22 protein-coding genes are annotated in these 19,294 nt (G+C 69.6%); 11 read left to right on the top strand and 11 right to left on the bottom strand.

The window, feature by feature from the left end:
* The first annotated feature begins 82 nt into the window (after positions 1-82).
* Both ACZ1DY_RS22150 and ACZ1DY_RS22145 read left to right on the top strand, forming a co-directional pair.
* Positions 83-862 (top strand): SDR family NAD(P)-dependent oxidoreductase, encoded by a 780-nt coding sequence (locus ACZ1DY_RS22150; RefSeq protein WP_465485594.1) that lies wholly within the window; start codon positions 83-85, stop codon positions 860-862.
* Positions 863-962: 100 nt separating this feature from the next.
* On the top strand, positions 963-2,609 hold the full coding sequence (locus ACZ1DY_RS22145) for a WXG100 family type VII secretion target (RefSeq protein ID WP_465485593.1): 1,647 nt from the start codon (positions 963-965) through the stop codon (positions 2,607-2,609).
* 9 nt (positions 2,610-2,618) lie between these two features.
* Here ACZ1DY_RS22145 and ACZ1DY_RS22140 read toward each other — a convergent pair whose 3' ends face one another.
* Together ACZ1DY_RS22140 and ACZ1DY_RS22135 are read right to left on the bottom strand one after the other, a co-directional pair.
* Positions 2,619-3,224 (bottom strand): GNAT family N-acetyltransferase, encoded by a 606-nt coding sequence (locus ACZ1DY_RS22140; protein ID WP_465485592.1) that lies wholly within the window; start codon positions 3,222-3,224, stop codon positions 2,619-2,621.
* Between the two features lie 289 nt (positions 3,225-3,513).
* Entirely contained in the window at positions 3,514-4,419 is a 906-nt protein-coding gene (locus ACZ1DY_RS22135) for an NADP-dependent oxidoreductase (protein ID WP_465485591.1), read from the bottom strand.
* Positions 4,420-4,513: 94 nt separating this feature from the next.
* Here ACZ1DY_RS22135 and ACZ1DY_RS22130 point away from each other — a divergent pair, with 94 nt between their 5' ends.
* Positions 4,514-5,473, top strand: a complete 960-nt coding sequence (locus ACZ1DY_RS22130; protein WP_465485590.1) for an AraC family transcriptional regulator — start codon at positions 4,514-4,516, stop codon at positions 5,471-5,473.
* Here ACZ1DY_RS22130 and ACZ1DY_RS22125 read toward each other — a convergent pair.
* Positions 5,427-6,005: a TetR/AcrR family transcriptional regulator gene (locus ACZ1DY_RS22125; RefSeq protein WP_465485589.1), complete on the bottom strand. Its 579-nt coding sequence runs from the start codon at positions 6,003-6,005 to the stop codon at positions 5,427-5,429. The genes ACZ1DY_RS22130 and ACZ1DY_RS22125 overlap by 47 nt on opposite strands.
* Before the next feature lie 84 nt (positions 6,006-6,089).
* On the opposite strand from ACZ1DY_RS22125, the gene ACZ1DY_RS22120 reads away from it, so the two are divergent.
* On the top strand, positions 6,090-6,971 hold the full coding sequence (locus ACZ1DY_RS22120) for an SDR family oxidoreductase (protein ID WP_465485588.1): 882 nt from the start codon (positions 6,090-6,092) through the stop codon (positions 6,969-6,971).
* On the opposite strand, the gene ACZ1DY_RS22115 is transcribed toward ACZ1DY_RS22120, so the two are convergent.
* Together ACZ1DY_RS22115 and ACZ1DY_RS22110 are read right to left on the bottom strand one after the other, a co-directional pair.
* Positions 6,968-7,660 carry a class I SAM-dependent methyltransferase gene (locus ACZ1DY_RS22115; RefSeq protein ID WP_465485587.1) on the bottom strand — a complete coding sequence of 231 codons (693 nt, stop codon included), beginning with the start codon at positions 7,658-7,660 and terminating at the stop codon, positions 6,968-6,970. The two genes, ACZ1DY_RS22120 and ACZ1DY_RS22115, sit on opposite strands and share 4 nt — an antisense overlap.
* A complete protein-coding gene (locus ACZ1DY_RS22110) occupies positions 7,660-8,226 on the bottom strand; it encodes a CGNR zinc finger domain-containing protein (protein ID WP_465485586.1) in 567 nt (188 codons plus the stop codon). The genes ACZ1DY_RS22115 and ACZ1DY_RS22110 overlap by 1 nt, the downstream gene beginning before the upstream one ends.
* A gap of 63 nt (positions 8,227-8,289) precedes the next feature.
* Here ACZ1DY_RS22110 and ACZ1DY_RS22105 point away from each other — a divergent pair, with 63 nt between their 5' ends.
* Positions 8,290-9,435 carry an epoxide hydrolase family protein gene (locus tag ACZ1DY_RS22105; protein ID WP_465485585.1) on the top strand — a complete coding sequence of 382 codons (1,146 nt, stop codon included), beginning with the start codon at positions 8,290-8,292 and terminating at the stop codon, positions 9,433-9,435.
* 6 nt (positions 9,436-9,441) lie between these two features.
* On the opposite strand, the gene ACZ1DY_RS22100 is transcribed toward ACZ1DY_RS22105, so the two are convergent.
* Genes ACZ1DY_RS22100 through ACZ1DY_RS22090 form a run of 3 tightly spaced genes read right to left on the bottom strand, consistent with a single transcriptional unit; the run spans position 9,442 to position 11,283 of the window.
* Positions 9,442-9,726 carry a hypothetical protein gene (locus ACZ1DY_RS22100; RefSeq protein ID WP_465485584.1) on the bottom strand — a complete coding sequence of 95 codons (285 nt, stop codon included), beginning with the start codon at positions 9,724-9,726 and terminating at the stop codon, positions 9,442-9,444.
* Positions 9,723-10,466: a dienelactone hydrolase family protein gene (locus ACZ1DY_RS22095; protein ID WP_465485699.1), complete on the bottom strand. Its 744-nt coding sequence runs from the start codon at positions 10,464-10,466 to the stop codon at positions 9,723-9,725. Before ACZ1DY_RS22095 ends, ACZ1DY_RS22100 begins: the two co-directional genes overlap by 4 nt.
* Positions 10,467-10,515: 49 nt before the next feature.
* Entirely contained in the window at positions 10,516-11,283 is a 768-nt protein-coding gene (locus tag ACZ1DY_RS22090; protein WP_465485583.1) for an MBL fold metallo-hydrolase, read from the bottom strand.
* Positions 11,284-11,381: 98 nt separating this feature from the next.
* Here ACZ1DY_RS22090 and ACZ1DY_RS22085 point away from each other — a divergent pair, with 98 nt between their 5' ends.
* Entirely contained in the window at positions 11,382-11,972 is a 591-nt protein-coding gene (locus ACZ1DY_RS22085; protein WP_257486933.1) for a CGNR zinc finger domain-containing protein, read from the top strand.
* Here ACZ1DY_RS22085 and ACZ1DY_RS22080 read toward each other — a convergent pair.
* Both ACZ1DY_RS22080 and ACZ1DY_RS22075 read right to left on the bottom strand, forming a co-directional pair.
* Positions 11,963-13,096: an FAD-dependent oxidoreductase gene (locus ACZ1DY_RS22080; protein ID WP_465485582.1), complete on the bottom strand. Its 1,134-nt coding sequence runs from the start codon at positions 13,094-13,096 to the stop codon at positions 11,963-11,965. The genes ACZ1DY_RS22085 and ACZ1DY_RS22080 overlap by 10 nt on opposite strands.
* Positions 13,093-13,767 carry a TetR/AcrR family transcriptional regulator gene (locus ACZ1DY_RS22075; protein ID WP_465485581.1) on the bottom strand — a complete coding sequence of 225 codons (675 nt, stop codon included), beginning with the start codon at positions 13,765-13,767 and terminating at the stop codon, positions 13,093-13,095. Before ACZ1DY_RS22075 ends, ACZ1DY_RS22080 begins: the two co-directional genes overlap by 4 nt.
* Before the next feature lie 184 nt (positions 13,768-13,951).
* On the opposite strand from ACZ1DY_RS22075, the gene rox reads away from it, so the two are divergent.
* Both rox and ACZ1DY_RS22065 read left to right on the top strand, forming a co-directional pair.
* Positions 13,952-15,379, top strand: coding sequence for a rifampin monooxygenase (gene rox, locus ACZ1DY_RS22070; protein ID WP_465485580.1), 1,428 nt, complete (start codon positions 13,952-13,954; stop codon positions 15,377-15,379).
* 68 nt (positions 15,380-15,447) lie between these two features.
* A complete protein-coding gene (locus ACZ1DY_RS22065; protein WP_465485579.1) occupies positions 15,448-15,828 on the top strand; it encodes a VOC family protein in 381 nt (126 codons plus the stop codon).
* A gap of 26 nt (positions 15,829-15,854) precedes the next feature.
* On the opposite strand, the gene ACZ1DY_RS22060 is transcribed toward ACZ1DY_RS22065, so the two are convergent.
* Positions 15,855-16,301 (bottom strand): Lrp/AsnC family transcriptional regulator, encoded by a 447-nt coding sequence (locus ACZ1DY_RS22060; RefSeq protein ID WP_007034427.1) that lies wholly within the window; start codon positions 16,299-16,301, stop codon positions 15,855-15,857.
* Between the two features lie 93 nt (positions 16,302-16,394).
* On the opposite strand from ACZ1DY_RS22060, the gene ACZ1DY_RS22055 reads away from it, so the two are divergent.
* The 3 genes from ACZ1DY_RS22055 to ACZ1DY_RS22045 all read left to right on the top strand — a co-directional run bounded on the left by ACZ1DY_RS22055 (position 16,395) and on the right by ACZ1DY_RS22045 (position 19,285).
* Positions 16,395-17,264, top strand: a complete 870-nt coding sequence (locus ACZ1DY_RS22055) for an LLM class flavin-dependent oxidoreductase (protein WP_465485578.1) — start codon at positions 16,395-16,397, stop codon at positions 17,262-17,264.
* Positions 17,261-17,689: a nucleoside deaminase gene (locus ACZ1DY_RS22050; RefSeq protein WP_126732953.1), complete on the top strand. Its 429-nt coding sequence runs from the start codon at positions 17,261-17,263 to the stop codon at positions 17,687-17,689. The genes ACZ1DY_RS22055 and ACZ1DY_RS22050 overlap by 4 nt, the downstream gene beginning before the upstream one ends.
* A 471-nt stretch (positions 17,690-18,160) precedes the next feature.
* Positions 18,161-19,285: a tyrosine-type recombinase/integrase gene (locus ACZ1DY_RS22045; protein WP_465485577.1), complete on the top strand. Its 1,125-nt coding sequence runs from the start codon at positions 18,161-18,163 to the stop codon at positions 19,283-19,285.
* Positions 19,286-19,294: the final 9 nt, after the last annotated feature.

The following is a 19,294-nucleotide window of genomic DNA, read 5'->3' as shown; positions in this document are numbered from 1 at the left end:
TCCAGTGTGGACGATGCCGGGACGTCAGCCAGGTACCGCCGGTGCCTGGACACGCGCCGGCGGCGAAGGAACTCTCGGTGCCATGACCACTACAACGACTGTTCCGGGCCTGCTCGACGGCAAGGTCGCCTTCATCACCGGTGCCGGCCGCGGTATCGGCGCCGCCGCCGCACGGCTGTTCGCCAGGGAAGGCGCCCGCGTCGTCCTCGCCGCCCGCACCGAGTCCCAGCTGAAGACCGTGGCCGAAGAGATCCGCGAGGACGGCGGCGTCGCGGACCACGTGGTGTGCGACCTCGGCGACGCGTCGAGCGTCCGCGCGGCCGTCTCCCGTGCCGTGGACCTGCACGGCAGGCTCGACGTCGCGTTCAACAACGGCGCGACGAACGTGCCGCCCGGCCCGATGGACCAGGTGACCGAGGCCGATTTCGACCACATCTACGCGGTGAACCTCAAGGGCCCGTGGCTGGCGATGGTCGCCGAGATCGAGGCGATCCGGGCCACGGCGAAGACCGGGGCCATCGTCAACAACACCAGCGTCGGCAGCCTGATGTCCAATCCGGAACTCCCCGCGTACGGGGCGATGAAACGCGGCGTCAACAGCCTCACCGCCTCGGCGGCCACCACCTACGGCCCGGAAGGGATCCGCATCAACGCCGTCGCGCCCGGCACGACGCTGACCGAGATGTTCAACGAGTGGGTCGAGAGCTCGCCGGGGATCCTCGAGCGGCTCAACGCGCGTACCCCGCTGGGCCGGGTGGCCGAACCCCAGGAAGTCGCGGAGGCGGCCGCGTGGCTGCTGAGTGACCGCGCCTCCTACGTGACCGGCACGGTCCTGCGGGTGGACGGCGGCATGCTGGCCTGACCGGTGGCGGGGTGGGTGAGGCGCGGGAACCGGTGTCCACCTGGCGGCGTCTGAACGCGCACGACCCACCCCGACCAGGGGGTTGCCCGAGGAGAAGCCGATGCCGTTCCTGGATCCCGAACCGCTCTACGCCAAGCTCACCTCGGGCGACGCGGCGGGTATCGCCGAGGTCGGCGCCACCATCGCCGACACCAAGGCGTCGTTGCAGACCGTTGCGGACGGGATCTCCGACGGCGCGCTGTGGGCGGCACGGTCCTGGCGTGGCACGGCGGCCGCCGAGTTCATCGGCAAGGCGAAAGCGTCCTCGCGAGCCGTCGCCGAGGTGTACGGCGAACTCCAGACCGCGGAGGCGGCCGTCAAGGGCGCCGCGAAGGCGTACTCCGCGCTGCGGACGTCGGCCGACGCCGCCATCAAGCCCTGGCGCGAACTCGGCCTGAGCGACCTGCTCGAAGCGCCGGAAATCGCGATGAAGACCATCCGGGCGCTGACCGTGGCCCAGCAGACCTACGAAAGCAGGCTCACCGCGCTGGCGGCCACGACCGACGGCGGCGGCGAGGGCTGGGACAGCGAGGGCAACGCCGACATCAGCGGCGTCGATCCCGGGGAGCCGTGGACCTCCCAGGGCTTGGCCTACGACGGCGAGAACCTGCTCGTGGGCTCGTACCACGACGGCGACGGGGACGGCTCCGGTGACAGCCCGATCGGGCCAGGCCTGACCCCGAGCAGGCTCACCTACGTCGACTACGAGACCGGCGTGGAGACAGGGAACGTCTACCTGAACGGCAACGGCGACGTCGGCGCACCCACCCACACCGGTGGCGTCGCGACGGACGGCGAACACGTCTGGGTTTCGTCCAACGGATACGTGTACGTCTACGACAAGGCCGAACTCGACGCCGCGCAGGACAGCGGCAGACCGGTCGACGCCGTCGACGTGGTCCCGACGCCCGCCCACAGCTACGTCACCTACGCCCAGGGCAAGCTCTTCGTGGGCGACTACGGGAACAACCGGCTCTACGAAGTCCCGCTCGGCCCGGACGGCTCACCGCAGCCGGACAAGGCCGGAGGTCCGATCGAGACGCCGAACAACGTCCAGGGTGTCGTGGTCCGCGACGACGAGTTCATCTTCTCCTCGTCCGATGGGCACAGCGGCAAGTTCTACCGGCAGGACCGGACGCCGGAGTGGTACGACTTCAACGATCGCGAGGAGATCGAGCTGCGGGGCGGTGAGCCGGGCAACGAAGACGGCTACGACTCGCACGGTGTCGAGGAGGCCGTCGAGATCGACGGCGAGATCGTGCTGGCGCACGAATCCGGCGCCTATGGCTACCAGAAGAACCCGGGTTCGAAGTGGGACGAGCCCGAGCTGACCAGGATCTCCCTGGACGAGCTGGGCCTCGACCCGGACGGCGCGCTCTCCCCCGGCGACGCCGGATACGAAACCGATCCCGATTCGCTGGTCGGCGCCGCGGGCGTCCTGGACGGGGCGACGTCGACGTTGAGCACCGCGGCGGGCGCGATGTCGCGGCTGCAGCTGGTGTCGCACCTTCTCGGCGAGGTTCCGGCCGCCGCCACCTTCAGCGACACGCTGACCAAGCGCGTCAACGCCGCCGGGGATCGGCTCACGGCGGGCGTGGACACGGTCGGCGGCATCGCCGACAGCCTGGTCACGGGTGCGGACACGTACCGCCGCATCGAGGACGGCATCCGCGAAGGGCTGGAGAAGCTCGGCAACGTCCTCCCCTGACCCGGATTCTCAGCGCGGATCCCTGCGCATGCACCACACGCGGGGGCCGTTGCCGGGAAGCGGGACCTCGGCTGTGACCTCGAAGCCGAGACGTTGGTAGAACCGCAGGTTCGCCTCGCCGCACGTCTCCAGGAACGCCGGATGACCAGTGCGCTCGGCCTCCTGGATACCGGGCATCAGCACCGCGCTCCCGAGGCCTTGTCCTTGGGCGTCGGGAGCGGTTCCCACGGTGTCCAGGAACCATCCCGGCGCCTTGGATCGGTGCGGGGCGATGGCCGCCTCCGCGGCCTCGGCCGCGGAGGCCCGGTCACCGCTGAGTTCGCTGAGCATCGGCCCCAGTTCGGCGAACGCCGGCGAGCGGTCCTGGCCGGGAACGCTCCACACAGCCACGGCGCGGCCTCCGTCGGCGACCCAGACGCGGCCGTACACCATGCCGATCCGGGTCAGGCACAGCTCCTGAGCACGCCGGATCCGGTCCTCGTGACCGTCCGCGGCGATCACGTGCCTGGTGAAGGGGTAGTCGGCGAAGGCGCGCGCGAGGGTGTCGACAGCGGTGGGGACATCGGCCTCGGTGATGGGGCGTACGGACGCGGTGTTCTGGAGCGGCGTGGTCACCAGGCGATCTTGACCACGAGGCCGCCCACTTGCAACGCATTTGACAGGCCGCAAGAGCGCCGAGAATCTTGTCCGTTTTGCCCGTTAACGCGATACGCTTAATTGGTTTCGCGCACCTAATACGCGAAACTGGCGCAGCTCGTATGCACCGTGATAATGCCCCTTATGACTGAGTGGCCCTGATGAGAGCGCGAAATACGCCATCCGGAGACCGCAGAAACCCGGAGCGAGAAGACACCAGACAGCCCGGATTAGGCGCTCAGCGGCGACCTGAGAGCGTTTTGCCTGGTCAGGCCGCTGGAAGAACGACGACCTTGCCCCGAATGTCACCCGCCTCGCTTCTGCGGTGCAGGGAAGCGAGCTCGGTGAGCCGGTGGCGTTCGGTGACGTCGACGGTGATCGTGCCGCTGTCGACCAAGGCCACCAGTTCGGCGAGATGGGTGGAGTCGTTACGGGCGACGACACGCTCGGCGATCGGCGCCTCGAACTCGTTGGTGACCGAGACGATGCGGCCCCCGGGCCGGACCAGCGCGGCCAGCGACGCGCTCCGCCGCTCGTCGAGACCGACGAGGTTCAGGACGACATCGACCTGACCGTCGAGCGCGTCTTCAAGCGACGTGGTGGTGTAGTCGACGATCAGGTCCGCGCCGTACCGCAGGACCGCTTGCCTGCTGCGCGGACCGGCGGTGGCGACCACGTGTGCGCCGGCGCGTTTCGCGAGCTGGACGACGAAGCCGCCGATTCCGCCGCCCGCGCCGTTGACCAGGAGCCGCTCACCCGGGACGAGGCGTGCGCGCTCGATCGCCTGCCACGCCGTCAACCCGGCGAGCGGCAGGGCGGCCGCGTCGGCGAGAGGAATGGTGGTGGGCGCGGTGACCAGTGCCGCGGCGTCGGCTACCGCGAACTCCGCGGCCGCGCCGTCGATCCAGCCGATGACCTGGTCTCCGACCGCATGCGCGCGCACTCCTTCACCGAGTTCGACGATCGTGCCGGCGACATCCCAGCCCAGGGTGAGCGGCAGGGTGACGGGCACCAGGTCGCGGAGTGCGCCGGAGCGCAGGGCCACCTCGGTGGGGTTGAAGGAGGTGGCGGCGACCTCGATCAGCACCTCTCCCGCTGCGGGGACGGGCCGTGCGATCTCCTCGATGCGGATGACGGCCGGGTCTCCGTGCTGATGAATCCGTGCGGCTTTCATGTTCTCGACCGTAGGGACGTCTGACGAGACGAACCATGTGCCAAACTCGCCTATTTCCTTCGCGATCGTCTTCGGGGTGGGTAGGGTCGCCGCCGTGGACGTGCTGAGTGACGTGCTGTCGGTGGTGCGCGCCGGCCGTCCGAGGTCGGCTCTCGTGACGTGGCAAGGTTCCTGGGCGCAGGAGTTCTCGCCGGTGCCCGGCGCCGTCGGTTTTCGTGTGGTGGTGCGGGGCGATTGCGTTCTCGTCCCGGCCGGAGCCGAGCCGGTGCGGCTGGTCGCGGGTGACGTCGTTCTCCTGCCGCACGGACGAGGGCACGTGCTGGCCGACAGCCCGGCCACGCCGCCGACCGCGCGGGCCTGCGATCCGCCCGCCGAGGACCGCCCGCTCGCGCTCGTTGACACGCCGGAATCCTCGACCGTCACCCTGTGCGGCGCCTACGAACTCGCACCCGAGGGCCGGCACCCCCTGCTGCAGGACCTGCCCGAGGTCATCCACCTCGATACCCGAGCCGACGGCCTGTCCGAGCTGAGAACAGTGGTGGACCTGCTCGGCGCCGAAGCGGCGCGACCCCGGCTCGGCACGGACGCCGCCATTCCCGCGCTCCTGGACATGCTGCTGCTCTACGCCCTGCGGGCCTGGTTCGACGACGCCCGGACAGGCTCCGGCACCGGTTGGGCGACGGCATTGCGGGATCCGGGCGTCGCGGCCGCGTTGCACGCCATCCACCGGAAACCGGCGCATCCCTGGACGGTCGCGTCGCTCGCCGCGCTCGCGGGCCTGTCGCGGGCCCCGTTCGCCAGAAGGTTCACCGAACTGGTCGGCAGTCCACCGATGCGCTACCTGACCTGGTGGCGGATGACCACGGCGGCCAGGCTGCTGCGCGAGTCCGACGCGCCGCTCAGCTCCATCGCGGATGCCGTCGGCTATCAGTCGGAATTCGCGCTCGCCGTGGCGTTCAAACGCCAGTACGAGACTCCGCCCGGCAAATACCGGCGGTCTTTTCCTCTCAGCCCAGAGACGCGCTCGCGGCGCGCAGTTCGTCGAGGGCCTTGAGCAGATAGGCGGCGAAGTCGTCCTCGGGAGCGCGGTCGCCTTCGGACCATTCGGCGTAGCCCCGTTTGAAGGCGAGGACGCCGAGCTCGCTGGCGAGGGCGGCGGTCGGATCGGGTACGCCGCGGGCGACCAGGGCGGCGGTCATGGCCGCGGCGAGGCTGACGCTCTTGAGGGCGTCCCGTTCCTGGAGTTCGGCGCTCGCGGCGACGGCGGCCTTCAATCGCGGGGCGATCTCGCGGCTCATCGGGCCCATCGCGGTCGACGCGCGTACGAGACCAGCGGCGACCGCTTCGAGCGGGCTGGCTCCGGCGGGCGCCTCGGCGATCCCTTCGGTCAGCAGCCGGCTCAGCGTTTCCTGTCCGGCGACCAGCAGTTCGCGTTTGTCGGGGAAGTGCCGGAAGAAGGTGCTCTTCGTGACCCCGGCCCGCTCGGCGATCTGCACGACCGTCGTGGCGTCGTAACCCTGCTCGGTGAACAGGTCGACGGCGGCCACGACGAGGCGTTCACGCGCGTCCGGCTCCCAGCGACCCATGGCGCCAGTCTAGGTGATGGGACTCTTGTCCCGTCAGCCTGGTACGGTGATGAGACAAGAGTCCCATCACTTTACGGGAGAATCATGCACGTCTTCGTCACCGGCGGCACCGGCCTGATCGGGTCCGCAGTGGTCACCGAGCTTCTCGGCAACGGCCACACCGTCCTCGCCCTCGCCCGCTCCGAGGCCTCGGCGCAGGCCGCTTCGGCAGCCGGCGCCGAGCCGATCCGGGGTGGCCTGGCCGATCTGGACGTCCTACGGACCGCCGCTGCCCAGGCCGATGGAGTGATCCACCTGGCCTTCGCCAACGACTTCAGCAGCCCCGAAGCCCTCGCGAACGCCGTCGCCGAGGAAAGCGCCGCCCTGGCCGCCATCGGTGAGGCGCTCGTCGGCACCGGCCGACCCTTCGTGACATGTTCGGGCACGCCCGCCACGCCTGGCCGCGCCTCCACCGAGAGCGACCCGATTCCGGCCGACGGCCCGGTGGGCGGCCGCGGCCGCGCGGTCACCGGTGTCCTGGAGCTGGCTTCACGCGGAGTGCGGAGCTCGGCCGTCCGCCTGCCGCGGACCGTCCACCATGACGGCACGGGCGGGTTCGCCGGTGTGCTGACCGGGATCGCGCGGCAGAGCGGGGTGTCCGGTTACCCGGGCGACGGCACCCAGCGCTGGCCTGCCGTGCACGCCCTCGACGCCGCGGTCCTGTTCAGGCTCGCGCTGGAGAAGGCCGAAGCCGGCACCGCCTGGCACGCCGTGGCCGACGAGGGCGACCAGGTGCGCGACATCGCCGCGGTCATCGGCGGGCGTCTGGGGCTGCCTGTCGAGTCGGTTCCGGTGGAGACCTACGGCCCCCTCGGCGTCATCTTCGCGGCCGATCAGCCGTCGTCCAGCGCCCAGACCCGCCAAGCGTTGGGCTGGACTCCTCGGCATCCAGGCCTGCTGAAGGACCTGGAGAACATCGAGCCCTAGACGGCTTCCAGGACGAAGAACAGAAAGCTCAAGAAGGCGGTCTTGCCCGCGAGGTCCTCGGGGAAGCGCTCGTGCGCGCCCGGCGCCGGAGGGGGCTCACTGACGACCGCGGTCCGGAAGCCCGCCGCGGTGAACGCGTCGGTCATCGCGTGCAGCGGCCGATGCCAGTAGGTCAGCACGGCTTTCCGGCCGTCGAAGACGTACTCGTCGGACCACTTGGCGGTCTGGAAATAGTCGGCGCCGGGATGGACCAGTTTGAAGATCAGCGGGTGGTTGACGGCCATGATCAGCCTGCCGCCGGGTTTCAGGACGCGCCGGATCTCGGCCAGCGGCGCGGTCCAGTCTTCGAGGTAGTGCAGGACGAGTGACGCGATGACGTCGTCGAACGCGCCGTCGGGAAAGGGCAGCGGGGCGCCGATGTCGGCGACCTGGAGGGCCGCGTCGTCCCCGAGTCGCCGCCGGGCCAGCTCCAGCATCTTGGCGCTGGAGTCGAACCCGGTCATGATCGCGCCCCGCTCGCGCAGCGCCTCGAACAGGGGGCCGGCGCCGCAGCCGGCGTCGAGGATCCGCCTGCCGGCCACGTCTCCCGCGAGGTCCAGGATCGCGGGCCGCGTGTAGTAGGCGTTGAGCAGGCTGTTCTCGGTCTCGGCCGCGTATGCCTCGGCGAAGGCGTCGTAATCGTTTTCCATCACGAGTCCGATCCGGAATTCTTGCGGTGACTGGCGTTGAATCGAGCCTTCTTCTGGCGGTTTCCACACGTGTTCATGTCGCACCATCGGCGGGTGCGGCTTTGGCTGGCGTCGAAGAAGGCGGCCCGGCAGGTCGGTGACGCGCACAAAGCGAATCGTCCGTCTCGTTCACCCGCGATGAGGCCGATCGCGTCGGCGGCGATCACGCTGAGGGCGTCTTCCACACGGGAAACCCGCCATCGCCGCTCCCCCGTGGGCGTCAGGACGGCCACCGGCCGTCCTTGGGCGCTGTGCTCGTTGATGATCCGGACGGCGGGCTCCGGGAGTGTTTCGTGGAGCGCGGTCGCTGTCGCGGCGGCGTGGATCGCTTCCCTCAGTTCCCGGGCGAGGTCCAGCTCGGCGGTGGTGCAGGCCTCCACGTCGAGGCCGGTCACGGCCAGCCAGTCGACGAGTCTTCGCGGCGTGGGGATGCGCTCCACGGCGTCGCCCTGACGTTCCGTCAGCGTCGCCGTGAAGCTGGTCGCCAGCACGCTACCGAGGCGGAAGTCGGGAAACCCAGGAGGCATGGAACCACCTTAGTCGGTACCGTTGGAACCGTCTTAGCCGGTTCTGCGATGGCAGGAGGTCTCATGACCAACGAGGTGCGAGCATTCGAAACCCGCGCGACGGAGGCCGAACTCGAGGAGTTGCGTGCGCGATTGGCCGCGGCGCGGCTACCGGAGGCCGAGACGGTCCCTAGCTGGGGACAGGGCGTTCCGCTCGCCGATCTCGTCGAGGTCGTGGACTACTGGCGCACGGGATACGACTGGCGGTCGTTCGAAGAGCGCCTCGACCGGATCGGCCAGTTCCGCACCACCATCGACGGTCTGGGGATCCACTTCCTGCACCGCCGGTCCGCGCGCGCGGACGCCACTCCCCTGATCGTGACGCACGGCTGGCCGGGCAGTGTCGCCGAGTTCGTCGACGTGATCGAAGAGCTCGCGGATCCGAAGGACGCGGACGCTCCGGCGTTCCACGTCGTGGCGCCGTCGTTGCCGGGATTCGGGTACAGCGACAGGCCCGCCACCACTGGGTGGGGCACCGAGAAGATCGCGGCCGCGTGGGTGGAGCTGATGGGAAGGCTCGGCTACGAAAGGTTCTTGGCACACGGCGGCGACTGGGGAGGCAATATCACCACGGTTCTCGGCGGCAGGTTCCCGGCGCGCGTACTCGGTATCCACACGACGTTCGCGCAGGGCCCGCCGGGGTTGTCCCTGGACGGGCTGACCGCGGTCGAGCGTGAATGGGCCGAGGAGACCCGTGATTTCTGGGGCCGTCGCGCGGCGTATGCGAAGCAGCAGGCGACGCGGCCGCAGACCATCGGTTACTCCCTCGTCGATTCACCGGTCGGCCTGCTCGCCTGGATCCTCGACAAGTTCGCCGAGTGGTCGGACACCGAGGACAGTCCGTTCGAGACGATCTCCCGGGACCGCGTCCTCGACGACGTGACCCTCTACTGGCTGACGCGGACCGGCGCGTCGGCGGCCCGCATCTACTACGAAAGCCACGATTCGCTGGATCCCGGGCTCCGGGTCGACGTCCCGTCGGCGATCACCATGTATCCGCGCGACATCGAGAAATGCCCGCGCCCTTGGGCGCAGGAGCGGTACCGGCGGATCGTCCGGTGGAATTCCCCCGAATCCGGCGGCCATTTCCCGTCGCTGGAGGTTCCCGGATATTTCGTCAACGACCTGCGGGAAGGCCTCGCGGCGGTACTGGCCGCAGAGGGTCGTTGAGGGAACTCAGGGGACGAAGCGCTCGCCGTCGAAGGTCATCTCGAGCGGCGGACGTCGCGTAGCCGGCTGCCAGCCGGCGCGGAAGGCGTCGTGAATGGCGCGGCGGATTTGCGTCCGCGTCGGCAGGAAGTCGTGGTGATACGGGTCGAGCACGAGGATCTGCCCGTCGGTGCCGTCTTCCTTGACGCGGATCGCGCGCGTCGTGGTTTCCCAGTCGGCGTCGAGGTGCCAGAGGAACGACTGGCCGTTCCGCAGCGAGACTCGACGGGTGTCCTTCTCGGGCCAGGTCATCCCAGCGTGCTGTCGAGAAGGGCGAGCAGTCGTTCCCAGTGGCGCCGAGATCCGGCTTCGTCGAAGGCGTCGGTATCGGACATGGTGAAGCCGTGGACGGTGCCGGGGTAGATCTCGCAGCTGTAGCCGACGCCGGCCGCGTCGAACGCCTGGCTGATCTCGGTGATCGCTTCGGGTGTCATGTCGTTCTCGGCGAGGCCGAGGTGGACTTTCGCGGTGAGGCCGGGGATCTGCCGGTGCGGGCTGTCTGGTTCGCCGGTGACCAGGGCCCCAGGGTGGAAACCGGCGACGGCGGCGACTCGATCGGGGTGGGCGGTCGCGGTGCGCATCGCGAGGACGGCGCCCAGGCAGTAGCCGATCGTGGCGACTGGACCGCCGCTGACCTCGGGCCGGGAGGTGAGGAAGTCGAGGTACGCGGCGGCGTCGCTCAGGGCGCGTTCGGTGGTGTGCTCTTCGATGAGCGGCATGATCTGCTCGAAGAGCGCTGGACGGTTCTCGGTGGTGATGTGCTCGGGCAGATCGAACACGGGTGCCGGGCGGTGCCGGTGGAAGACGTTCGGGACGAGTACGTAGTAGCCGTGTCCGGCCAGTTCGCGGGCCATGTCCCACAGGGCGGGGCGTTGCCCGAACGCGTCCGGGTACATGAGGACACCCGGACGCGTTCCGCCGCCGTCGGGGAAGGCTGCGAAGGCGTCGGACGCGCCGTCCAGGATGGGAATGCTCAGCGTGGTGGCAGGAATGGCGATTCTCCTCGTCTCGTCGATGTGATCCGAACGTAGACGATCAAGCTCAGCTCAGTCGCAGCCGATCGGCCAGTCCGGCCGCGGTGAACGCGGCAACGAGGTCGTCGCGGCCTTCGGTGAAGTGGTCCCAGCTGTCGATGTGCACGGGGACGACCGTGCGGGCGCCGAGGATCCGCGTCGCTTCCGCGGCCAGCGCGCTGTCGAGGACCAGCAGGGCGCCGTCGAAGACCGGCTTCAGCCGCGGAGCGCCGGCGAAGAGCACGGCGGTGTCGACCGGGCCGAACCGGTCGGCGACCTGACGGACGGCGTCGAGCGAGGCGTTGTCGCCGCTGACGTAGACCGTCGGCAGGCCCTGGCCGGTGAGTACGAAGCCGACGACGTCGCCGGTGACCTTCTCGGAGCCTTCCGGGCCGTGGAGCGCGGGCGCGCCGGTCACGGTCACCGTTCCCCCGCCGGGCCGGTCGAGCTCGATCGTTTCCCAGGTCGCCAGTCCTTTCGCGGTGCCGCCGAGCCTGCCGGCTCCGCTGGGCGTGGTGAGCGTCAGGGGCACGTCCGCCAGCAGCTTCCGGCCGGAGTGGTCGAGGTTGTCGGAATGCTCGTCGTGGGAGAGCAGGACGGCGTCGACGCGCCCGAGGTCCGCGGGACTGATCGAGGCGGGCGCGGTCTTGGTGAGGCCGGGTCTCCCGTCGGGCCGCCCGTAGTGGCCGGGTTCGTCGAAGGTCGGGTCGGTCAGGAATCGCAGGCCGCCGTAGTCGATCACCGCGGTCGGGCCGCCGGAGACCTGGACCGAGAGCTGTTCGCCGAGCTGATGCATCGCTTCTCCTCACGGATAATGAATTCACCTTCCGTGAGAACATTAGCCAGTCCTCACGGAAGAGTGCAACCACTTCCGTGAGGATCTACCATGGGCACGTGGACGACACCGCTGCCCTTCCCCCTGCTCCGGGTGCCGAGCAGTACGTCGCGCTGGCGCTCGCGAACACCACGATCGCGCTGCCCGGCGGCCAGTTCACCGATTTGCTCGGCACACCGGCTGCCGCGACGAAGTGGCTCGCCGACCAGGGGCTGGCTCCGGTCGACGCCGGTCTGCAGGAGATGTGCGCGGGCCTGGTCCGGTCGTTGCGTGAGCAGGTGCGGGTACTGCTCGCGTCGAGGTCGTGCTCGGATCCGGCTCCGCAAAGCGCCCTCAACGCCGTCAACGAAGCGCTGAGCAAGGCGCCCACCGCGGAGCTTCTGCGCTGGGACCCGGCCCGCGGGCTGTACCGCACTGCGTCACATCCGATCACCCAGATCGTCGAGCACGCGTTGGCGACGCTCGCCGCCAACGCCGCGGATCTGCTGACCGGGCCGGACGCGGAGCGGATCGCCGCCTGCGGGTCGCCGCCGTGCACGCGGTTCTTCCTGCGCAACGGGCGGCGCCAGTGGTGTTCGGTGCGTTGCGGCGACCGGGCTCGTGCCGCCCGCGCCTATGCCAGGCGCTCGCAGCCGGCGGGTCAGCGGTAGGACGCGAACTGGTCCAGCAAGGGCTTCGGGGAGTCTTCGGCGAAACAGAGGGCGAGACTTTCGGCGGATTCGGCCGCCGAGGCCTCACTGCGTGGGAACAGGTCCGCCTCATACGTGCTGAGTGCTGCTTCGACGTCGCCGGGATTCGCGGCGAGCGCGAGACCGAGTTCGGCGCCGTCGAGCATCGCGAGGTTGGCGCCCTCTCCGGCGAACGGTGACATCAGGTGGGCGGCGTCCCCGAGCAGGGTGACGCCGGGGACCCGGTCCCAGCGGTGACCGATCGGCAGCGCGTGGATCGGCCGCGGCGTGAGCTCACCGTCGGCGTCGGTGATCAGCTTCCGTAGTCCCGCGTCCCAGCCGTCGAAGTGGTCCAGGACGGCCGTTTTGGCGGCGGCGGTGTCGGTGAAGTCGAGGGTGGAGATCCAGTTTTCGGCGGTCTTCAGCGCGAGGTAGACGTGGAGGCTGCCGGTGGTGTCGTGATGCGCCAGGAACCCTTTGCCCACACCGAGTGCGAAGAACATGCCGCCGCCGACGAGTGCCGCGCTCGCCGGGTGGCGGTGCTCGGCGTCGTTCAGGTGCACTTCGACGAAGGAGACGCCCTCGTAGGCCGGTTCGGCGGCGGACACCAGTGGCCGGACCTTGGACCACGCGCCGTCTGCGCCGATCAGCAGGTCCGTGGTGAACGCCGTCCCGTCGGCCAGGACGACTTCGTGCCTGCCGCCGCCGAGCGCGTGGGCGCCGGTGACCTTGGCGCCCCAGCGCACGGTGCCTTCGGGCAGGGAGCCGAGCAGCAGGTCACGCAGATCGCCTCGGGCCACTTCCGGGCGTCCGCCGTCGCCTTCGTCGGACTCCTCGTAATGCACGACCGCGTTCCGGTCGAGGATGCGGACGGCCTCACCGCCGGGATGCACGATCGCCCGGAATTCGTCGTGGAGTCCGGCCGCCCGCAGCGCCGCCTGACCGGATTCCACGTGGATGTCGAGCATTCCGCCCTGCGTGCGAGCGGACGGCGAGGCGTCCAGGTCGAAGACCGCGGCCTCGACGCCGTTCACGTGCAGGACCCGGGCCAGGGTGAGTCCGCCGAGTCCGGCGCCGATGATCGCGATGGGGTGGTGTGTGGTCATGCGGGGTTCCTTTCGGCGGGGAGGCCGGTGTGGGTGATTCCGGTGATCAGCACCCGCAGCCCCCAGGACATCCGCTGCGCGGGAGCTCCGGTGAGCAGGTCGGCCGCGTGGGCGGCGATCTGGGGGTGGGTCGTCTCGTCCGCGTCCCGGACGGCGCGGGCCAGTGCGTCCCATTCCTCCGGTGACTTCTCGTCGGCATGCTCGGCCGCGGTCGCCGTGGCGTGCTGCAGGAGGATGTCGATCCCCCACGCGCGCCGTTCGGGCGCCACGTCACCCTCGGCGAGGAGGGCGAGCAGGTTTTCGCACAGCGCGAGGTAGTTCTCGCCGCTCGGGCGGGCCACCAGCGCGGACAGGGCCAGGCCGGGGTATTCGAGCAGGGTCGCGGTGTAGGCCGCGAGCAGCCGTTCGAGCCGGTCGCGCCAGTCGCCGTCGGACGGCGGCGGGGTGATCGTGCCGAGGAGGTCGTCCAGGATCGCCGCGTGCAGCTCGGCGGTGTTGCGGACGTAGACGTAGAGCGAGGCCGCGCCGGTGTCGAGTTCCTGCGCCAGACGGCGCATGGTGACCTTCCGGAGGCCTTCCTCGCGCAGGATCGCGACCGCGGTGGCGACGATGCCGTCGCGGGTCAACGCGGGTTTGGCCGGTCGTTCCCGGCGGCTCTTCTCGGGTGCCATACGACTATCGTACCGAACATGTTCGTTACGAACACGTTCGGGATGGCGGAAACGACAATGGCAGGAAGATCGACTCTCCCTCCCACTTCCAACGTATAGCGCACCCGGGGGCTTGCGGCAAGACCCCGGTGATGCCGCAGAATCCTCCGCCTTACCGGTTCTAGCTCGACAAACGGGGGAACTCTTGATCGACGTGATCATCGCCGGCGGCGGACCGACCGGCATGATGCTCGGCGCCGAACTGCGGCTGCACGGGGTCCGTGTGGTCGTCTTGGAGAAGGATCGGGAGCCGACCAAGGTCGTCCGCTCCATGGGCCTGCACGCACGCAGCATCGAGGTGATGGACCAGCGTGGCCTGCTGGAGCGTTTCCTCGAGAACGGGACGAAGTACCCGCTCGGCGGCTCGTTCGCGGGCATCGTCAAATCACCGCCGACGATCGACAGCGCGCACGCCTACATCCTCGGTATCCCGCAGACCGTCACCGACCGGCTGCTGGCCGAGCACGCCGCCGAGGTGGGCGTCGAGATCCGGCGTGGCCACGAACTGGTCGGCCTGACCCAGGACGACGACGGCGTGGACGTCGAACTGGCCGACGGCACGAGGTTGCGCTCGCGGTATCTCGTCGGCTGCGACGGCGGCCGCAGCACGGTGCGCAAGCTCCTGGGGATCGGCTTCCCCGGGGAGCCCGCCACCGCCGAGACCCTGCTGGGCGAGATGAAAGTGACCGAGGACTGGGAAACGGTACTCGCGGTGATGACCGAGGTCCGCAAGACCCAGCTGCGGTTCGGTCTCTCCCCCATCGGCGACGGGGTGTACCGGGTCGGCGTTCCCGCCGAGGGCCTGGCCGAGGACCCGCGGGTGCCGCCGACCTTCGACGAGGTCAAACGACAGCTCAAAGCCGTCGCGGGCAGTGATTTCGGCGTGCACTCACCGCGCTGGCTCTCCCGCTTCGGCGACGCCACCCGCCTGGCCGAGCACTACCGGGCCGGACGCGCGTTCCTGGCGGGCGACGCGGCGCACATCCATCCGCCGGTCGGCGGGCAGGGGCTCAACCTCGGGGTCCAGGACGCCTTCAACCTCGGCTGGAAACTGGCGGCCGCGGTGAACGGCTGGGCACCGGAGGACCTGCTGGACACCTACCACACCGAACGGCATCCGGTGGCCGCCGCGGTGCTGGACAACACCCGCGCGCAGATGCAGCTGATGTCGCTCGATCCGGGCTCCCAGGCGGTCAGGCGGCTGCTGGCGGAACTGATGGAGTTCGAGAACGTGAGCCGGTATCTGACCGAGAAGATCACCGCGCCCGCGATCCGCTACGACTTCGGCGAAGGACACGAACTCCTCGGCCGCCGGATGCCGGACCTGGAACTCGGGCAAGGACATCTCTACGGGCTGACCCGCGGCGGCCGCGGTCTTCTGCTCGACCGAACCGGCGCGCTGTCGGTCCGAGGCTGGTCGGATCGGGTCGACCACGTCGTCGACGACAGCGAGGAACCGGATGTGCCGGCCGTGCTGCTGCGGCCGGATGGTCACGTGGCGTGGGTGGGCGAAGACCAGCAAGAGCTCGTCGGTGCCGTGCGCCGGTGGTTCGGAGAGGGCGAAGTCCTCTAGCGCGCCGGGGACGGCGGTTATTGGCTGAGGACGTTCCGGATCCGCTGCCACGGCAGGAGTTGATGATCATGGCCGGACGGGTGGTGCACTTCGAGATTCCGTTCGAGGACGGCGACCGCGCACGCGGCTTCTATCGGGAGGTCTTCGGCTGGAAGGCCGACACGATGCCGGAGTTGGACTACACGATGGTCGCTTCCGGGCCGACCACCGAGACCGGCATGCCCGCCGAGCCGGGATTCATCAACGGCGGGATGCTCGCCAAGGAACTCAGCCCCGCGTCGGGTCCGGTGATCGTGCTCGACGTCGACAGCATCGACGACACGCTCGCCGTCATCGCCAAGCAGGGCGGCGCGACCCTCGTCGGCCGGACCACGGTCGGTGATATGGGATTCGCCGCGTACTTCAAGGACCCCGAAGGCAACGTCATGGGGCTCTGGGAGACCGCGTGATCCCGCAGGGCCCGTGGCCGGTGTGGTCACGGGCCCTGCGGACCCCGGTACGGCAGCGTCTGGTTGTAGACGATGTTGGTGTTCGTGCTCCCGAAGAGCGCGAGCTCGTTGACGATCTCCTCCAGCCGTCCCATCGACGGGGCCGCGATCTTCAGCGAGTAGCAGTCGTCACCGGTCGTGCGGAGGCATTCGAGGATCTCGGTGCGCTCGGCCAGGAGCTTGTGCAACGGCGCGTGTTTGCTGCCCGGGTACTTCAGCCGCACCACCGCGAGCACCACGTATCCGGCCTTCTCCAGATCGACCTCGGCGCGATAGCCGGTGATCACCCCGGCCGACTCCAGTCGCTTGACCCGTTCCGTGGTCGCCGACGCGCTCAAGCTGACCCGCTTCCCCAGCTCGGTGAGGGGCAGGCGCCCGTCCTTCTGGAGCTCGACCAGGATCGCCCAGTCCGTCGCATCGAGAGTCTCGGCCATCTGGCGAGAATACCGGCAGATCCACGGCGGAAACGGCCAGACGCCGGGAAAGATCCCTTCCCGGCATTCGGGCCCCGCCGATAGCCTTGACCTGTGCGAATAGGTGTCAACGTCCCGAATTTCGGACCGGGGACCGACCCCGGGATCCTCCGCGGCTGGGCCACGACGGTCGAAGGCCTCGGCTACGACCTGCTCATGGTGTCCGACCACGTCGTCGTCACCCCCGACGTCGCCGAGCAGTACCCGGCCCCGTTCTACGAACCGTTCACGACGCTGTCGTGGCTCGCCGGCGTGACGGACCGGATCCGGCTGGGCACCACCGTGCTCATCGTGCCGTATCGGCATCCGCTGCTCATCGCCCGCATGGCGGCGAACCTGAACCAGCTCAGCGGTGGGCGGCTCGTGCTCGGTGTCGCGTCCGGCTGGGCCCGCCAGGAGTTCGAAGCGCTCGACGTCCCGTTCGAGCAACGGGGGCGGCTGACCGACAGCCACCTCGACGCCGTCCGGAAGGCGTGGGCCGACGACGCCGACTACCGCGCCGGCGACATCCCGATCTGGGTCGGCGGCAACAGCGACGCCGGGATCCGCCGCGCCGTCCGGATCGGGGACGCCTGGCACCCGCTGCGCGCCACCCTCCCCTGGCTAGCCGAAGCGCTCACCAGGGTCAAGACCATCGCCGACGCCCACGACCGGCCGGTCCCCGCGTTCGCGCCGCGGATCCTGCTCGACGTCACCGAACGCCCGGTCACCGGGCCCGATCGCGCGGCCGGAGAAGGCACGATCGAGCAGATCGTCGAGGACCTCGAGCGCCTTCGGCACCTCGGCGCCGAGACGGTCGTGCTCGACCCGTTCTCCGGTGATCCCGACGAGACCCTCCGCCCGGAAGCCGCCTGGCAGGCATTGGCGACCGTGGCCGCACACTGGGAACTTGGCCACTACCGAACCGAACAGGACCGACGATGACCGAAGAAGACGAGAAGTTCCTCCGCCGCGCCATCGAACTGGCCGCGAAGTCCCGTAAGGACGGAGACCCGCCCTTCGGTTCGCTGCTCGTCGGTTCCGACGGCACGGTGCTGGCCGAAGACCACAACACCACGGTGTCGCAATCGGACATCAGCCTGCATCCGGAGCTGAAACTCGCCGTGTGGGCCGCCCGCGAACTCGAACCCGCCGTCGCCGCTGCGACCACCATGTACACCAGCTGCCAGCCGTGCGGGATGTGCCAGGGCGCCATCGAACGCTCCGGCCTCGGCCGCGTCGTGTTCGCCCTCTCCGGCGAACAGGTCACCGCCCTGAAGCCGCCCGCCGCCGCACCGCCCGTCCGGCTGGAGGGACCGGCGCTGTACGACGAGGCCCGGGTCCCGGTGGAGGGCTACTACACCTCGTGAGTGGCGGTTCGGGTTCTAGCCGTCGTTGACTTCCTGGCCCGGTCTGTGGGGGTCTGTGGGGCTGGAGCCGGTGTCGCGAAAGCCACTTTCGGGACATCAGAGGTCTCGAAAGTGGCTTTCGCGACATGATCACCAGGCCTGGCCACGGCCGACGTTGCGAAAGCCACTTTCGCAACGTTGAAGGTTGCGAAAGTGGCTTTCGCAACCCCCGGCCAAGCCCCAGCACCCGGCGGTACCGAGCGCCTCGGGTTCTCGTGAGTGGCGATCCGGGTTCTAACCCGAATCGCCACTCACGAGGCGTGCGGTGGCGCCGCACTCGCGTGCACGAAGGCGTAACTCGCGTGATCAGCGGCGTAACTCGCGAGTGTCGCTTCCAGACACGCGAGTTACGTGCCTGATCACGCGAGTTACGCCTTTACCCACGCCGCGCATCTGCGTTCCCAGTCCGTGAAGGCCGCTAGGATGATCACGATGTCCGCCGAACTCGTGCCCACCGCGCCGGAACCACCGTCCCGGCTTCCGGAGACCAGGCCCGAGAACCGGCGGCGGATCCTCGCCGAAGCCGTCGCGTTGCTGCCCGCGCTTCCCCCGGCCGACCCGCTCGACCGATACGCGATCCGGCACATCACCACGCTCTGGCTCGAGACCGACAAGACCGACCACACCCGCCGCGCCTACTACGCCGACCTGTCGGCCTGGCTCGGCTGGTGTGCCCGCACCGGGCTCGACCCGCTCATGGCGCGCCGTGCCGACGTCGACGCCTGGAAGAACACCCTCACCGTCACCGGGAAGGACGGCCTGCCCCGGCCCGCCGCCGACTCCACCGTCGCGCGCACCCTCGCCGGCATCTCCAGCTGGTACCGGTACCTGCAGTCCAACGACATCGCCGACCGCAACCCGGTGTCCGCGGTCAACCGGCCCAAAACCGGCAAGACCCCGCCGCTGCCGGCGCTCGGCGGCGAGTCGACGGCGAAACTGTTGAACCACATGGAGAAGCGGGCCCGCGCGAACGACACCGAACCGTCCTGGCGCGACGCCGCCGTCGTCGCGATCCTGTTCTACACCGGCCTGCGCGTCTCCGGTCTCACCACCGCCACCGTGCAGGACCTCGACACCGACTCCGGGCACACGATCCTGCGCTACACGGCCAAAGGCGGTCACCGCGACTTCGTCCCGCTCGTCCCCGCCGCCCAGCACCCGCTGCGCCGCTACCTCGAACTGCGTGCCGCACGCACCGGCGTCCGCCCCGACGAGCTGACCGGCCCGCTGCTCGCGACCATGCCGCACCGCTATGACAGCACCAAATCCGGCGGAAAACCCCTGGCACAGCGGGATGTCTGGTTCCTCCTGCGGGCGCAGGCCCGGGCCGCCGGGCTCGCCGAAGCGAACACCATCTCCCCGCACACCGCGCGGCGCACGACCGGGACCCTGCTGCTGGCCAACGACGTTCCGGTGCAGAAGGTCCAGGACCTGTTGGGACACGCCGACATCCGCACCACCCGGGACCGCTACGACGCGCATCGCCACAAGCTGGAGACCTCTCCCGTGCACGCGCTCGCGCAACTGCTCGCCGACGCGCGCCACCGTCAAAGCTGAGACTTCGTC

The organism is Amycolatopsis sp. PSD-21 (assembly GCF_055561455.1).
Note: the sequence above shows the minus strand (reverse complement) of the source record. Positions and strands in the feature narration are given on the sequence as shown.